The sequence below is a fragment of the Scytonema sp. PCC 10023 genome (genome assembly GCF_963920835.1).
GTDB lineage: Bacteria > Cyanobacteriota > Cyanobacteriia > Cyanobacteriales > Nostocaceae > Kalymmatonema.
Window position 1 is genome coordinate 91,154 of the sequence record NZ_CAWUDP010000011.1, and the last position, 15,504, is coordinate 106,657.

The following is a 15,504-nucleotide window of genomic DNA, read 5'->3' on the forward strand; positions in this document are numbered from 1 at the left end:
TCCTTTATTATTCTTCAGTCTTCAGTCTTCATTTTCCAACCATGCAAGGGAGCTATGCTCTTGATCACCCATTCGATCAAGAATGGGGGAGCTTGTGAGATCAAAATGCCGGGATAAACTGCCATTCCCCAACTGGGATGGATGAGCACGCGGCATTTGTTTTGAATGACTGGGTAGCGCAGTAAAGCTTTCACAGCTGCAGTGTCGTCGTGCAAAATTTTCCCCGGACGCGAAAGCAAAGGATAGCCTGTGCGGGGGTCGATCACGTCTGTTAAATAGTTGCGATCGCGCAGATTAAAGGCAACATCACAACCAAATCTCATAAACTTTTCCCGCAACCGTTCTTTTTCTGTCTCAATTTCCGGGGTACTTTCCACTAATTCATATCCTGATTGCTGTAAAACAATCACGACCCACAAAGAAACCTGTTTTTTCCAATCTGGTAATATCTGCTCGCGGTTGGCACAGATATACTGACTAGGAGAATGAATTGAAATTTGAACAGCTTGTCCCGTTTTGCCAACCAAATGGATGGGAGAGCCTGGAAGAGCAGTGTAAACTGTTGGATAGTTCACTCAACTTTCTTTGTTTTTTACAAGTTTTTTTTTCAATTCATCTTTTGTACCGATGATAACTCTTAAATAGTCAACAAACACATCTATTTTCCATAATAGATTAGTTTATTTGAAGCTTTTCTAATACTATATTATTTTCTTAATATTTCTTTAACCTTATCTTCGCTCATATTCTGATCTAGCTGCTGTGCTTGTGCCAATATAGGGGTTTGCAACCCGGAGTAAGGTACACCAAAGAAATAATGAACTACTCATGGGACAATAAATAAAAGTTTTTCCTCTGTCTTCCCCCCCCTCTTGTAAGGGGGAATGAGGGGAGTGGACACGAGATTTATAATTACTTCATTCAATTGAGTTGCGCTATAGAAACTAAGGCAGTAGAGGCGCAGTGGCTTGCGCCCCTATAGGAATCGGTAAAAGAAAGTAAAAATTAAGAAGAACGCACAATACAGTTGCGTCCCCACAAATAAAATATGTTCTATTTGGCAAGGAAAGAATTCTTTTTTTCTCCATACCCTAAGGAACGAATATAACTCTTAATCCAGCTTTAAAGCATTGACTGGAACGTCATCCCAAGAATTGACCGTCCGCAATCGCGCCACCCAACCCCATGCCTTTTGCTCTTCAGTCAAATTTTGCTCAAAGGACTGATGGCAATCTTTGGCTTGAGACTCGTTACAGCAAGCAATACAAGCATGAATCATGCCGGATGAATCAATTTGTTCATTTACCCAAATAGTCATGACTTATTCTCCCCAAGAACTCAAGCTGAAAAAGCAATATGCCATCCTAGAATAGCTAAATTACCTGCACCAAAATTGGAACAATTGACTATAGATGATTAGATTTGCTTAGAAGTTGAAGGAAGTTTTGCTATACTTGAGTGAGGAAACTCCTTCAAGCAAGTCAACTCGTAGAAACAGAAAGCCCAAGAAGTGATTCTTGGAATCCCCGCACATTCTTGGGCGGGGAGGATGTCAAGAGGCTCGTTTACCATTATCTGATGATAAAGTTCATTATGCACGACAAATCATTGGCTTGGTAGTAGCAGATACCTTTAAACGAGCACGTCATGCAGCACAGTTGGTGAAGGTTGAATACGCAACTCAGAAGCCCCTTGTAGATCTGACAAAGGGTACTTTCAAAGAAGCCCCACCCCAGTCTGGTGAGGAGCTGAAGTTTGAAAAGGGAGACTTTACCACAGGAATGGCAAGTGCAACAGCAAAGATGGAAGTGACCTACAAAACTGCCACCGAATTGCACGCGCCCATGGAACCTCATGCTACCATTGCTCAGTGGCAAGGTTCCGACTCTCTGACAATTTACGAACCGTCCCAGTGGGTCATGGGTACTCAGCGTACTTATGCAGAACTTTTTGGACTCCCAACAGAGCGGGTGCGTATTGTTACCCCCTTTATTGGAGGAGCTTTTGGTTCTAAAGTCTTTCCCTGGCCTCACGGTATTCTCTGTGCTGCTGTTGCTCGCCAACTCCAACGCCCCCTCAAAGTCGTCCTGACACGAGCGCAGATGACCGCAAATTCAGGACACCGTTCTGAAACCGAGCAAACTATCCGTTTGGCAGCCACTGCTGATGGTAACCTCATGTCTGTTGAACATGATGTTAAATCTTGTACATCACCAGTTGAAGTTTTTACTGAACCTTGTACGGGGATTACTCCAGTCATGTATGCTACGCCAAATATCCGGTTGAAGCAAGAAGTGGCGGCGATAAACATCGGGACACCAACATTTATGCGAGGACCAGGAGAAAATCCCGGTCTTTGGGCATTGGAGTCAGCAATGGACGAACTGGCTTGGAAACTCAATATTGACCCTGTGGAACTGCGGTTGAAAAATGAAACTAAGGAACACCAGCGTCAAGAGTTGCCATTTTCAGCCAAAGCATTCTCTGAATGTTTGCGCTTTGGTGCAGAGCAATTTGGTTGGAAAGACAGACCAAAACAAGTGCGATCGCTAACACGTAATGGTAAACTGATCGGTTGGGGAATGGCAGGGGCAACTTTCCCTGGTCTCAGGCGTGCAGCATCCGCGAAGGTACGGTTGCTACCAGATGGTACAGCACATGTTTTGACTGCAGCGAATGATATGGGTACTGGTGCGTATACGATTGTCGCCTCCACCGCCGCAGAAGTTTTGGGGCTATCTGTAGAAAAAGTGCGGGTAGATATTGGTGACTCCTTACTACCAGATGGCGGCTTAGCAGGTGGTTCCATGATGACAGCATCCCTCCTTCCTGCAGTCATGTCTGCCTGTCAGGAGGTTCTGAAAACTGCCAAAGCCAAGACTGCTGAGGAAGTGTTTGCCAACCTCCGTCAATCCGGGCGGGCTGCTGTTGAGGCAACAGCATCTTCAGCACCAGGTGAGGAAGGAAAGAAATGGGCGTTTCAATCTTGGGGGGCGCATTTTTGTGAAGTCAGTATAGATGAAGAAATTGGACGCCTACAGGTGACGCGTTGGGTATCCGTAATGAATATTGGGCGCGTTATCAACGCTAAAACTGCCGCGTCTCAGGTGCGGGGCGGCGTGATCATGGGGATTGGGCAAGCTTTGATGGAAGAGAGCCACCTTGACCCAAATATCGGCTATCCGGTGGTTTATGACTTTGCTACCTATCACTTTCCCGCACACGCGGATATTCCTCGCATTGAGGTTGCTTTCGTTGGCGAACCTGACCTCAACTTTAATCCAGCGGGTGTCAGGGGTGTAGTTAAGAAGAATGCAGAACACAGAACCGCAGCGCGAGGATATCCCCACAAGGGGAATCCGGGGGATTTAAGAATGGAAAAACTTTCTTTTTTTTCCACGAATAAATTCGGGGGCTTCAGACCAATACTCAGAAACCAGAACTCTTGATTCATAACGAGAAAACGCGTTCAATATTCTGACGAATGATTAGTAGCGGATGATTCTTTCTTGGTGAAATAGGCATTACTGGTGTTTCATCCGCAATTGGTAATGCTGTTTACCATGCTACAGGTAAGCGCATCCGCAATCTACCTATTACACCGGATAAGTTATTGTAATTGTGGGATACTGCCCGCCTGTGAATCCAGAACGGGCGGGACGCTCTTACTATATTTATAATGCTCCAGGCTAGCAACAAATGAAAAAAGCACATTTTTCTTCATTTTCTGAAAGCCTTGCTATGTAAGCGTTATGAAATGTGCATCTTAAGAGTTAAATGATATTGCTTTTCATCCTTTGAAACTGCTCATAGTCTTCGAGCGTGTCAAGGTCAATCGCACCTTCTGGAAAAGGAATACTTACAACCTTTTGAATATGTTCTTTAATCACCTGTCTAGCACCAGCAGCACCACTGAGCATAGTAAGTTTTGGGAATAAGTGGCAGTTGAATAACGCAGGTACACCCCAAATTCCTGTATATTCTGATGCGACAATTTTTTGATTTGTAGTCTGGTAAACTTCAACAAGCTGATTGATAATTTGGGTGGAGACAAACGGCTGATCACATAGCATTAGCACAGCAGCTTCTACATTTGGATTAACAATATTCAAAGCTTCTATGCCAACTTGAATTGAGCGACTCATCCCATCAGACCAGTCTAAATTTTCGACAATATGTGCATTAAATGACTCTATCTCCGGTCTAATACGTTCAGCATACGCCCCTAACACAACAATGATGGGTTTGCAGACTGAGGCGATCGCTTGCTCAACCATGTGACGCAGTAAGCTATGCTGCTTATACTTCAGCAATTGCTTGGGTGTCCCCATTCGGGTGGATGCACCTGCTGCCAGTATGATTAGACCGATACCAGACATTTAACCTCCTCATCCTGAGAATGAATAGCTCCAGCGCGTTGTCTAAGTGAATTACCACAACGATTGGCAATAACAGCTTGAATTTCAGCCACAATGGAAAGGGCAATTTCTTCTGGAGTCTCAGCGCCGATGTCAAGACCAACTGGACTGTAAAGACGTTGTAACTGGTCTGGTGTGAGAATGAATCCAGATGCTTGTAAGTCTTGCAGTAATCGCTCTCGTCGAGTTTTCGGTCCTAAAAGACCCACGTAAGGCAACCCAGAGGAAAGTAGAATTGGCAGCAGTGCTAAATCATGTGTATATTTGTGAGTCATTAACACTGCTACCATGCGTGGATTGAAGGTCAAATGTGCCTCAAGGTGTTCTGGATTGCAGAAAATAATTCTATCTGCAACAGGAAAGCGATCGCCTGTTGTATAACCTGGTCTATTATCAATGACTGTAGTATGCCAACCAAGTTGTTTAGCAAAGTGGACGACTGGAATAGCATCGTGACCTGCACCAAATATAAGCAAAGAAAGAGGTGGTTGAATCACCTCAAACAACACTTCAGCAATACCATTGACAAGTAAGTAAGATTCAATACGTGAGCATTTATTATGTAGCGCCCGTTGAGCATCCTCCTGTACCTTGTGGGCAAGCTGATTGTCTTCTATCCCGTTGATGATAGTGCCATCTTGTTTTAGAAACAGACGAGAAGCAACTTGGACTTGGTTTTTTCCCTCTACCCGAAAGACAGTTGCAACGACTCCTTGTTGATTTTGCTCAAAACAGTCGGCGATGAATTCCAGTTGACTGCTTGCTTCCACATCATCCAAGGATTCAATCAGCACAGACACAACTCCATTACAGCCTAGACCGAAGCCCCAGATAATATCGTCACTAGAACTTGTATCATACTTTACCACTGTTGGAGTGCCTGAGTAAAACATTAGGGTTTGTGCTTGTTCAAAGACATTACTCTCCAAGCAACCACCACTGATGGCACCAATCATTTGACCGTCATCAGTCATCAACATACGTGCCCCTGGTTTACGGTAAACTGAACCACTGGTTTTAACGACAGTAGCGAGGGCAGTACGTTGACCGCTTTGTTTGCATTGCTTGAAGGTTTTGATAATGCTCTGTAATTCTTTCATGTGGTAAGAATAATCCTCGTATCACAAAAGCTTGTTTGCCGTGATTGGCAAATCACGAATGTGTTTACCCGTATGCTCTTTAAACGGCATTGCTGATTTGAAGTATGAATCCAAGTGTAGAGACGTACCCCAACGGGAGAGCCAGTCGCCTGGGTCGGGAAACCCTACCAAGAGCGCGCTGGACTCACATGGTACGTCTCTATAAGGGTTTGGAATCACACGACATCTTTTTCATACATAGATTCAGCAACGCCCTTTAAACTTTGCTCTTCTTTAGCTTAATCGGTCATTCATCCCACGTCTGACCCGAAGGGCAGGGTGGGATGAATGACCGGACAATTAAGGTGCGTCCCCCGACCAATAATAACCGCAGGTTATTGAGGGAGTGGGGACAGCGCCTTAATTGTCTATCTCTGGTCGATCTTGTGATTCAATGTACTGTTTCAAGGTCGAGATGGTTACGCCTCCACAGCTAGCAACAAAATACGACCCATTCCAAAAAACGTCTTTTGTATAGAAACGACTCAGGTGTTCTGCAAATTCTTGCCTAAGTCTACGAGATGTTGTTGACTTAATATTTCCAATCAACGTGCTTAATTGTAAGTCTGGATGGTACTGAAACAGCGCATGTACGTGGTCAGATTCCCCATTAAATTCAATAAGCTTGCAATCCCACTTAACCAATAAATCTTCAAGAATAACGTGTAAGCGTTTCAACATCTCGCCAGTGATAGCATGGGCGCGATATTTTGTTGTCAAAACCAAATGAATCTTAAGGTCACTGACTGACCTACCTTTGGAAACAAAATCATTTTTCACATCTTTTTCAGGAACTCTGATACAATCAGTGTAATATAAAATAACAACGTTGCCCAAGAGATAAGGAGGTAAGTTCTTCTGTTGCTTAATTATCAGTACCGCGCTTATCCAAACACTAATCAAAAACTAGAATTGAATACCTGGCTGAGAACTTGTAGGTACTGGTACAACAAGCAACTGGGAGACAGGTTTGACTGGTGGGAAAATAACCGCAACAGCATTAATGCTTGCCCTTTGGTCTGTTCATTGCCGGAACTGCGAGACAATCCTGATTTTTACTCTCAGAAAAAACTGCTTCCAATTCTTAAGGAAGATTTGCTCAAAGTCGGGTATTCTGGAGAGTTGCTAGACTTTACCCGTGTACCGTCTCAAACATTGCAGGATGTGTCCAAGCGAGTAGACTTGGCTTTTTCTCGCTTCATTAAGGGAGACAGTAATGGTAATCGGAGTGGGAAACCACGCTTTAAAAATGCTGCACGTTACCGCACGATGAGGATTGAAGGTCAAGCCATAACCGTTGAACGTATCGAAAAAGATTGGTTGTTCCTGTCTTTTTCAAAGCTTAATGGCTGGGTGAAGGTGCGTTTGCATCGTCCTTTGCCTAATGGTTTTGTGCTTAAGAACGCTTTACTAACAAGCTCTTCAGACGGATGGTACATTACGATTTGCTTGGAAGACCCCAATGTTCCTGTTTTTACGCCAGATAATGTAATTCCAACTTGGGATAACACGCTCGGTTTGGATGCGGTACTACATGAAGACGATTATTTGGCGACTTCAGAGAATACCAAACTTCCAGCTTTGAAGTCTTTCAGAAAGTCTGAAAAAAGGTTGGCTAAAGTTTCTAGCCGCAAATCAGCCAAGAAAAAAGGCAGTAAAGCACGTCGTAAACTAGCCAAGCGGGAAGCGCGGGAACATCAACGCATTGCCAGGGCTAGGATTGACCATGCATTCAAGACTGCTCACGCACTGCTGCGTACAAACAAAAAAGTTTTTGTACACGAAGATCTTACCCTCAGAGCTTTGTCAAAGCGAAACAAAGCAAAGCTTGATCAAGACGGGAAGTATTTACCCAATGGTCAATCAGCCAAGTCTGGGTTAAACAAATCTTGGACTGATGCTGCGTTTGGACAGTTTTTCACCATTCTAGAATACATAGCTGCAAAAGCACCGGGTGTGGACAATAGCAGTAAAACCTGCATACACATCTCAATTACTCGCGTATCGTGACGAGTTTGTCTTCATTGATTGCGGTATCCGAGAATATTGGGACGAAAAAGAATCGCTTTGGGTTGACCGCGATGTAAACGCATCCATCAACATAAAGCGCGTGGGGCTGGGACTGTTCCCCACGATAAAATGCCGTAAAGCGAATCCGGTAGTGGGTGACTCTACTACTAATAGTACCTCGTTCGCGCAGCGTCTCCCCTTGGGAGAAGGAAGTTCTGGTAGTTCTCAGGAACGCCAGAAGCCTACACCGACCGCAAGCGGCGGTGTAGGTAGTTCACTACCAAGCTGTGTTAGTTACAATCATATGATGTTTTCCTCAGCATCTTTACAAGGTGGCGTAACCCGCAACTTGGGTTATTAGATTTAACCGACTTTAGCGGTAGCATCTACACCATCGCTGACGAGACGACCATCTTCCATATATACAATGCGATCGGCTATATCAAGAATACGGTTATCATGAGTCACCAGCAAAATTGTACAGCCTTGTTCTTTCGCTAACTTCTGCATCAATTCCACAACATCACGCCCAGATTTTTTATCGAGTGCAGCAGTGGGTTCGTCTGCTAGGACTATTTTTGGTTGACTAATCAGGGCGCGGGCGATCGCCACCCGTTGCTTTTGTCCACCTGATAAATTCTCTGGGTAGTAATCTGCACGATTTCCCAAACCAACACTCTCCAACATCGTAACTGCTTGAGCATCCATGTCCTGATCTAAAAACTCGTCATGTAACTCTAACGACATCCGGACATTTTCTTTCACTGTCAAAAATGTCATGAGGTTATGTGCTTGGAAAATATAGCCAACTTGACGGCGAACATCTCGCAGCTGCTTTTTACTCGCACGACACATTTCCTGTCCTAAAATCTTTAAACTTCCTTCTTGGGCAGAACGTAGTCCTCCCATAAGAGTCAACAAAGTTGTTTTTCCTGAACCTGAAGGTCCAGTCATAATCACTATTTCGCCAGAGTAAATATCTAGGTTAATATCAAATAAGGCTTGTTTGCGAAGCGTACCTTCACCAAAGTAATGATTGAGGTTACTTGCACAGATGACGGGTTGAGTTGTGACTATGTGCATTGAGTTATGAGAAGAAGTTATTTTTGTCATCTAAAAACCTCCGGGAGCAGGGAAACCGTGTGTCTTTAGACCACGGAGGAACTGCGACACGAGCGATTTTAATCGCCGTACAATTATCCTAAAATGCATAACTATATCCGTCCTTTTTGTGGATGTGTTTACAATATTTGTGAGAAATTCCTTGTACCAATCCGTTTTTGGTCGAAATGTTGAAACTACCAGTTGCACGAGTTGCAATTCGTCCAATATATTGACCGACTTTTTTACCACTAACGACAACAGCTTTAACAATGTCACCAGTTTGAAAACCAAAGTGAAACTTAGTTCTAGAGCAATAGCGATTTGGAAATCCGTATTTGTCAGTCCGACATATTTGTCTTGTTCCGTGACCGTTCGCTGTAATGAACAAAACTTTGATGCCTTTGATGTTCAAGATTGGCGTTGATTGACCAACGCAAGCAGCATCCAACCAGTGAGCTTTGGGCAAACCTTGTTGAGTTCTGTGAAACTTGGTTAGTCCACCAGAACCTGTTTCTACAGGTAGCCCAGTTGATTTCAAAACATTTAACAATGCAAATCGAGTTGTATTTACTGATGCTGCATCTGCCAAAGGTTTTTTAGCTTGTTTCAAAATTTGTTCTAATCTTGTCGGGTCTTTTTTGAGAAAATCTTTAACATCTTTAGTCCCTTTCTTTGTATTGCATTTTCCGCAAGATAAAGTAAGGTTTGTAATTGAGTTTGAACCTCCTTTTGCTCTGGGATAAATATGTTCTATCTGAAGTGGAACGTCTTTTACTCCACAGTAAGCACATTGTCTATTCCACTTTTGAAGTAAGTACTCTCTAGTTTCATAACCATAAAGAGTCCCTTGCTGATATTCTTTCCCCTGAATATCTGGGTTGCGTATCAACTGCATATCAAAGCGCACCAATTCTTGGCTGATAGCTCCAAAGGGTGCAAATCGGCGCAACTTCTCAACCCAAGTTTTGATATTCTCAACCCGACTTTCCAAACTTGGTGCTAACCAATCTTTAGAGCGTGTTCTGTTATTAAACCTGGGTTGACGATATCTAGTTTTGCGGCTTCTTCTACTTCTACGTAATTGCCTCCTTGAAGTAAGAGATTCTCTAATAGCAAAGCCTCTATGTTTTAATTCGGCTGCAAAAACTACTTCACCAGTTGAATCGTTGACTAATGCCAATCCCGTATGTTTTGCGCCAGGGTCAATCTTCAATCTTAAAGGTGACACAGGAGAATCCGAACGGAATTCCTTGAGAATCAAAGTGAATGGGAAGCGTCTAAAAACCGCTGCTTTTTGGTTTCGTAATAATTGCCTTGCTTGCGCTGGATGAATTGGATTTAATGGTCTTTTTTCTGAATCTATTACAAACACTTTGGACAATTGTCCCTCCTTACGGGTAATGTTAGCTTCGACAAAGTTCAGAATCGGTACTTTAATCAAGACACTTCCTTAACCCATTACAGATGTTTAATCTTGATTTTCTAGAGCTACAAACTAGCTACGCATTTGTAGGTAGGAACTTTAACACTTGTTCTGAACGTAGTACAAAGGAGTACTTAGTCTGGTAAACTAGGGCTTCAACTTTTGCTGAAGCCCCCGACTTCAAGTCGGGGGTTGCTTACAGTTTGTTCTGTATGGTTATTGACTAATCGCCTAGGATTTGCGTAACAATTCATCAGAAAATCTCAACCTAGCAACAAGCGCAGGTGGAATTTGGGTAAAGTTAGACCAACTGTAAAAGCGAGTGTTAGAAGAATGGTCAGATGGAAAAGCTGGTTCTTCTAAGCCATCCAACACAAACCCAGCACGGAATGCTCCACCTAATAGGACGTGTAACGGTCGATGAAAGTACAGATGTGGTTTTGGTTGATTTTCAAGTGCTAAACCTTTTGTGGTGGAGGGTTGTAGATACCCAGATACTTTGACTGAGTATTCACTCACAAGCTGACCTTCGCAATCCTTGACTTCTGCAGCCATAGTGACGTGGGTACTGTTGAAGCAAGGATGCATCACGGCAAAGACAAAGCAGCCTCCAGGTCGTAGTAACTTTGTCAGTGCCTGTAAAAGGGGATCAATGTCTGCCATGTCCATAAGTGCCATCGCGGATACAGCAGCATCAAACGAGCGTTCCCCCAGCCCAAGTAACGCTGTCTCATCCGTAGCATCTAGAACGTGATACTCAATTGATGTTTCATGCTGTTGAGTTCTCCTGCGGGCAGAGGCAATCATCTCTTCGGCAAAATCTATTCCTACCACCTGTGCGCCCAGGCTGGCTAACCTGCGGGTTGTCAGCCCAGTTCCACAGCCTATGTCCAAAATGCGGGTACCCGGTTTTACCTCAAGTAGTCTCTCTATTGCTGGACGAATCAGCACTTGATGAAAGTCGTTCCCGTCATCACCCATGCGGGCGTCCCAAACAGAAGCGTTAGTGTTCCACGCATCACGAGTTTCATTGTTTAATGCATTTGTCGAATCATTTGCCATTTGGGTACTCCCAGAACAACTAAAACACATCGACCCATAATTAACCCTCAAGTGTTGAAACCATTGGTAGCTTCAAACTAGAATTGGAACTCCGTAGAGAATCTGCTGTTTTTTTGATAAAACTAGCCGTAGGTACCGCCATAAGTAGACCCAAAACTCCTGCCAGCTTTGCTCCTATTAATAAAGAGATGAATACCCAAGCAGGATTGAGTCCCGTCATACCTCCTATCAGTCGGGGAGCCACAACATTTTCGTTGATTTGACCAAGCACAACAGCAACTGTCAATACCTTGACTCCTAGCCAAATGTTTTGAAACGAGACTAATAAGCTGATTAATGCAATACTGAGAACTCCTCCAAACGGTATTAAGCTTGCAAACCCAATACCTAGTCCAAATAGTAGACCAAAAGGCACCTGTAGAGCCAAAAACGCAAGTATCAAAACTCCACTGAGGATGGAAGCCGTCATTGCTTGACCTACAAAGTAGTTTTGAAAACTTTGCTTCAGGAATAATTGAATCTGCTCATTCCACTCGGGAGAGAACCAGCTAAAAAGCCCATCCCAAAGGTTTCTCCCGTTAAAAACCAGAAAAATTGTCAGAACTATTGTCAAAACAAGATTTAAGGCACTATTAATAGTATCCAAAGTCACGTTAATAATTTGAGCTGTGAGATATTGCATTGCTCCAGTCAGTCTGCTTGTCAACTGAGACGTAATTCCACTGACATCAAATGGCAGCTGGTGCAACACTGTCTGCTCATCCCAAGTTTGTAATTCTTGCTTACCTGCTTCAATCCAAGCTGGCACACGGTTGCCAAACTCAACCAATTGTTGAAAAACTAAAGGACCTAGGACTAACCCCAAAACTCCCAACAGCAATAGCGCAAAAAGCAACACTAGCCCTATTGCCCAACCTCGCTTCACGCCTTGCTGCTCTAAAAAGACGATGGGATAGTTTAGTAAAAAAGCAACGAGGCTGGCTGTAAATACAATACTGACGATGGGCTGTAGGTACTGGCAAAGTAAGAGTATGAGCCAACCATTTAAAAAAATGACGGGGAAAGCCAATCCTATGTTGAGCCAACGAGGCAGTTTTTTATCAGAAATCATACACAGAATAAATTGTTAGCATTTGTGTGACTCTGGGCAACAAAGGGTTTGCTTTCTTTTTTAAGACAATTTGTTACCCAAAACTAAAATACATCCGCAGGGTCGGCAGATTGTAACTTCCGCATCGCGACTGCCCCAGAAAAGCTGCACATCATGATTGTTATGATAAATACAATAATTGCACGGGCAAGCGTCATGCCAACGGGTAGCAGTGTTGCTGCGTATGTTAACTGGTAGAGTGCGATCGCAATCAAAAATCCAGGAATATAGCCCAATGCTGCCAATAGCAATGCTTCTTGAAACAAAACACCGAGAAGATAACCGTCGCTATAGCCCATTGCCTTTAACGTGGCATATTCTGGTAAATGGTCGGAAACATCACTGTAAAGAATCTGGTAGACAATTACGATTCCCACAATAAACCCTACAATCACACCAAGTCCAAAAATGAATCCAATTGTCCCTTGACTTTCCCAGTAGTATTTTTCCACCGCCGCAAAACCTTCTGGTGTTAAAACTCGTACATCTGTTGACAATTCTTTCGCAAGCTGTGCTTGGACTTGCGTCGGATCGAAACCAGGTTTGAGTTTGATTAAACCGACTTCTATCTGATTGGGTTGACGTTCTGGAAACAATTTCAGAAACGTTGAATCACTCGTGATCACATTACCATCAGCAGTAAATGAGCTACCAACGGTAAACAGTCCAGTGACTTGAATGTTCTGGCTATTAAGTTCTGCTTCCAGCGTTCCCTGCTTTTGCACAGCGTCGGCTACAGCCCCGTACTCCGGACGTCCAGCACGGTCAAACAATACTCTATTCAAAAGTTTAAGATCCGTTGCATTTTGCTTCACCTCTGGCAAATTCAAGCTAGGGGCTTCTGGCTCAATTCCCCATATCAATATGGCGCGGTTAATCCGAGTTTCTGGATTTTTCCACTGTCCTGTACCTATGTACACAGAACTAACCGACTGAACGCCTTCATGACTCAACGTTTGATAAAGTCGTTCACGAGAAAAGCTTTTGACAGAGAAAAGGGTTTGTAATTGAGGATTAGTCATCACCAAATCTGCTTCCAGCAGGCGATGGGGCTGTGTCGCACTGTCATACAGTGCATCTTGAAAGCCTAATTGCAAAAATATCAGCATATCTGCAAAGGCAATACCTGCCACTGCCACTGCTAGACGAGTTTTTTCTTTCATCACCTGCCGCAATGCCAGCGGCGTTCTACGAAACCATTTACGAAACATTTCAAAAAACTCCTTGACATACGAAAATCCATTGGCTTAGATTCCCGACTTCTTAAAGAAGTCGGGAATCTTGTTGTTCACTGTTGTTTCTTCAAGTTTGTGTTGTCGCATGAGGAGAAACAAAGGCAAGCCCAAAGAAACACCAACTAACAAAGTACTGGCAACATAAACCCACAAATTTTTCATCTTTAGCCGTGAACCTTCTCCAAATATAAAAACGAAAAGAATCAGCGCTGAAACAAACACGTCCATACCAAAAAATGCAGAAATTCGGTTAGCAAAAAGCTGTTCTAAGGCAAGGTTCACATTCAATCCGTGTTCTAAAAGAAAAGGAAAAAATTGTGAATACGGTAAAACAGTACCTAGAATGCAAAGAATTAAGTATGTGGCTTTCAGCATTTTGACACCTTTTTTTACGAGACAATGTGTTTAGTACACTTTAAAAAATCATGTCATTCATGAGCGATAGAATGCCTGCAAAGTCAATCTTGAAGTAAGCCATCAAAAAACGAGTTTTTTCTCTATTCCTGTTGACATTGTTTAAGCATTTGAGTCTATAAGCTGTAATTGCCAAAGTCGCCCAAGGATAAGTTCTCCTAAGAATCCGGATTCGAGACGTTTTGCAAAGCATTTGTAGAAGTTCCCTCCTTGTCACACCAATCTATATCGAACATTCGTTATATTTTTTAGCGAAGAAAATTTACTGTTCAATCGCTGTCTGCACTTGCAAGTTGGTCAAACCTGCAACTCGCTTGCTGTCTTCGGGTGTGAGGCGAATTTTCACCTCGACGACTCGCTTATCCAGATTTTCCCCTGGTTGATTGCTGAAAACATTCTGTCGGTTCACCTGCAAGCCAACCAGCGAAACGGTTCCTTGCAATTCTCCGTTGAACGCTTGTCCTGTAACAACTGCCTTTTGTCCGGTTTTCACTTTACCAATGTCTGATTGATAAACTTCTGCGACAGCAACCATTTGCTCAGTTTGCGCTAGATCCACAATGCCAGAGTCACTTATTTTTTCTCCAACTCGTGTGTGAATTTTGAGTATCTCTCCTGTGATTGGTGACTTGATATAAGCTTGTTGTAAGTCAGTTTGTGCGCGTTTGACAGCGGCTACAGCATTATCCACTTCCGCTTGCGCCGCTTGCACATCCACGGGACGAACTTCAGCAATCTTGTCGAGGGTGGCGTTGGCTTCTTTAATTTGCTTGACACCAGTAACATTAATTCTTTGTAGCGCCACTTTCGCTTCACGAACTTGTTTGCTAGCAGTGGTATTAATTCGGTTAAGAACTGCTTTGGCTTCGTTGAGTTGCTGTTGCGCGGTTTCTAAAGTCAAGCGTTTGCTATCAAATAAGGAACGAGATTCAGCTCCTTCTTTGTACAACTGCTGATATCGTTGATCTTCGGCTTGAGCATTCTTAAGTTCCGCCTCAAGTCTCCGAATTGTTGCTTCTTGTGCTGTTCTATCGCCTAGCCACTGCGCTTCCAATCGGGCGATCGCTTCTTCTTGAGCTATTGTGTCACTTTGCAACTGTGCTTGCAACCGCTCAATAGTTGCTTTTTGAGCAAAGATTTCCCCGGATTTTGCCCCAGCTTTTACTTGTGCGAGTTTGGCTTGAGCCATCTTAACCTGCTCTTGTGCTTGCGATAGAGCATCTTGGAGTTTATCTCGTGAGTCGAGAAGCGCCACAACTTGTCCAGCTTTTACATTCTCACCCTCTTTGACGAGCAGTTGAGCTATGCGATCGCCATCCAATGCTAAAGGTGCAGACAAGTTAACCACCTCAGCTTCTGGTTCTAGTCGTCCTAATGCTGTGACTTTTTTTACTGGAGGAGCAGTTTCCACAGGTGCGGGTTTTTGACTGACCATCCCATACTGAGAAATACCATAAAAAACAATTCCACCTGTGATTGCAGTTGCACCTACAACTAGCCCAATTAACCATCGATTCCCAGGTTTTGATAATACCTTAACATTCATAAA

Annotated in this window: 15 protein-coding genes; 3 read left to right on the forward strand and 12 right to left on the reverse strand. The window is 43.5% G+C overall.

From position 1 onward, the window contains the following. Window positions 1-14: 14 nt before the first annotated feature. Window positions 15-575, reverse strand: coding sequence for a methylmalonic aciduria and homocystinuria type D protein (locus ACM0OZ_RS09335; RefSeq protein ID WP_414582517.1), 561 nt, complete (start codon window positions 573-575; stop codon window positions 15-17). 536 nt (window positions 576-1,111) lie between these two features. After that, window positions 1,112-1,318, reverse strand: coding sequence for a hypothetical protein (locus ACM0OZ_RS09340; protein WP_041035271.1), 207 nt, complete (start codon window positions 1,316-1,318; stop codon window positions 1,112-1,114). Window positions 1,319-1,517: 199 nt separating this feature from the next. Between ACM0OZ_RS09340 and ACM0OZ_RS09345 the strand changes: the two genes are divergently transcribed. After that, on the forward strand, window positions 1,518-3,449 hold the full coding sequence (locus tag ACM0OZ_RS09345) for a xanthine dehydrogenase family protein molybdopterin-binding subunit (RefSeq protein ID WP_414582518.1): 1,932 nt from the start codon (window positions 1,518-1,520) through the stop codon (window positions 3,447-3,449). 324 nt (window positions 3,450-3,773) lie between these two features. On the opposite strand, the gene ACM0OZ_RS09350 is transcribed toward ACM0OZ_RS09345, so the two are convergent. From ACM0OZ_RS09350 to tnpA, 3 genes are all read right to left on the reverse strand, one after another. Further along, window positions 3,774-4,379 (reverse strand): nucleotidyltransferase family protein, encoded by a 606-nt coding sequence (locus tag ACM0OZ_RS09350; RefSeq protein ID WP_414582519.1) that lies wholly within the window; start codon window positions 4,377-4,379, stop codon window positions 3,774-3,776. Continuing rightward, entirely contained in the window at window positions 4,361-5,518 is a 1,158-nt protein-coding gene (locus tag ACM0OZ_RS09355; RefSeq protein ID WP_414582520.1) for an XdhC family protein, read from the reverse strand. The genes ACM0OZ_RS09350 and ACM0OZ_RS09355 overlap by 19 nt, the downstream gene beginning before the upstream one ends. A 399-nt stretch (window positions 5,519-5,917) precedes the next feature. Next, window positions 5,918-6,337 carry an IS200/IS605 family transposase gene (gene tnpA / locus ACM0OZ_RS09360; protein WP_414582521.1) on the reverse strand — a complete coding sequence of 140 codons (420 nt, stop codon included), beginning with the start codon at window positions 6,335-6,337 and terminating at the stop codon, window positions 5,918-5,920. A gap of 81 nt (window positions 6,338-6,418) precedes the next feature. Between tnpA and ACM0OZ_RS09365 the strand changes: the two genes are divergently transcribed. Next, on the forward strand, window positions 6,419-7,567 hold the full coding sequence (locus ACM0OZ_RS09365; protein WP_414582522.1) for an RNA-guided endonuclease InsQ/TnpB family protein: 1,149 nt from the start codon (window positions 6,419-6,421) through the stop codon (window positions 7,565-7,567). Next, window positions 7,512-7,928 carry a hypothetical protein gene (locus ACM0OZ_RS09370; RefSeq protein WP_414582523.1) on the forward strand — a complete coding sequence of 139 codons (417 nt, stop codon included), beginning with the start codon at window positions 7,512-7,514 and terminating at the stop codon, window positions 7,926-7,928. Before ACM0OZ_RS09365 ends, ACM0OZ_RS09370 begins: the two co-directional genes overlap by 56 nt. A gap of 2 nt (window positions 7,929-7,930) precedes the next feature. Here ACM0OZ_RS09370 and ACM0OZ_RS09375 read toward each other — a convergent pair whose 3' ends face one another. The 7 genes from ACM0OZ_RS09375 to ACM0OZ_RS09405 form a co-directional block, all read right to left on the reverse strand. Beyond that, a complete protein-coding gene (locus ACM0OZ_RS09375; RefSeq protein WP_414582524.1) occupies window positions 7,931-8,680 on the reverse strand; it encodes a DevA family ABC transporter ATP-binding protein in 750 nt (249 codons plus the stop codon). A gap of 88 nt (window positions 8,681-8,768) precedes the next feature. Beyond that, the gene (iscB, locus tag ACM0OZ_RS09380; RefSeq protein WP_414582573.1) at window positions 8,769-10,052 is read right to left on the reverse strand and encodes an RNA-guided endonuclease IscB; all 1,284 of its coding nucleotides are present in this window, start codon (window positions 10,050-10,052) and stop codon (window positions 8,769-8,771) included. Between the two features lie 273 nt (window positions 10,053-10,325). Then, window positions 10,326-11,156 (reverse strand): class I SAM-dependent methyltransferase, encoded by an 831-nt coding sequence (locus ACM0OZ_RS09385; protein ID WP_414582525.1) that lies wholly within the window; start codon window positions 11,154-11,156, stop codon window positions 10,326-10,328. A gap of 40 nt (window positions 11,157-11,196) precedes the next feature. Continuing rightward, on the reverse strand, window positions 11,197-12,267 hold the full coding sequence (locus ACM0OZ_RS09390; protein WP_414582526.1) for an AI-2E family transporter: 1,071 nt from the start codon (window positions 12,265-12,267) through the stop codon (window positions 11,197-11,199). A gap of 83 nt (window positions 12,268-12,350) precedes the next feature. Next, window positions 12,351-13,517, reverse strand: a complete 1,167-nt coding sequence (devC, locus tag ACM0OZ_RS09395; protein WP_414582527.1) for an ABC transporter permease DevC — start codon at window positions 13,515-13,517, stop codon at window positions 12,351-12,353. Window positions 13,518-13,553: 36 nt separating this feature from the next. After that, the gene (locus tag ACM0OZ_RS09400) at window positions 13,554-13,916 is read right to left on the reverse strand and encodes a DUF2834 domain-containing protein (RefSeq protein ID WP_414582528.1); all 363 of its coding nucleotides are present in this window, start codon (window positions 13,914-13,916) and stop codon (window positions 13,554-13,556) included. Window positions 13,917-14,217: 301 nt separating this feature from the next. Next, on the reverse strand, window positions 14,218-15,501 hold the full coding sequence (locus tag ACM0OZ_RS09405; protein ID WP_414582529.1) for an ABC exporter membrane fusion protein: 1,284 nt from the start codon (window positions 15,499-15,501) through the stop codon (window positions 14,218-14,220). Window positions 15,502-15,504 lie beyond the last annotated feature (3 nt).

Coding starts and splice junctions, on each gene's coding strand:
- ACM0OZ_RS09340 (WP_041035271.1), bottom strand. CDS start 1,318: ATGACTATTTGGGTAAATGAACAAATTGATTCATCCGGCATGATTCAT.
- ACM0OZ_RS09350 (WP_414582519.1), bottom strand. CDS start 4,379: ATGTCTGGTATCGGTCTAATCATACTGGCAGCAGGTGCATCCACCCGA.
- ACM0OZ_RS09355 (WP_414582520.1), bottom strand. CDS start 5,518: ATGAAAGAATTACAGAGCATTATCAAAACCTTCAAGCAATGCAAACAA.
- ACM0OZ_RS09375 (WP_414582524.1), bottom strand. CDS start 8,680: ATGACAAAAATAACTTCTTCTCATAACTCAATGCACATAGTCACAACT.
- ACM0OZ_RS09385 (WP_414582525.1), bottom strand. CDS start 11,156: ATGGCAAATGATTCGACAAATGCATTAAACAATGAAACTCGTGATGCG.
- ACM0OZ_RS09390 (WP_414582526.1), bottom strand. CDS start 12,267: ATGATTTCTGATAAAAAACTGCCTCGTTGGCTCAACATAGGATTGGCT.
- devC (WP_414582527.1), bottom strand. CDS start 13,517: ATGTTTCGTAAATGGTTTCGTAGAACGCCGCTGGCATTGCGGCAGGTG.
- ACM0OZ_RS09400 (WP_414582528.1), bottom strand. CDS start 13,916: ATGCTGAAAGCCACATACTTAATTCTTTGCATTCTAGGTACTGTTTTA.
- ACM0OZ_RS09405 (WP_414582529.1), bottom strand. CDS start 15,501: ATGAATGTTAAGGTATTATCAAAACCTGGGAATCGATGGTTAATTGGG.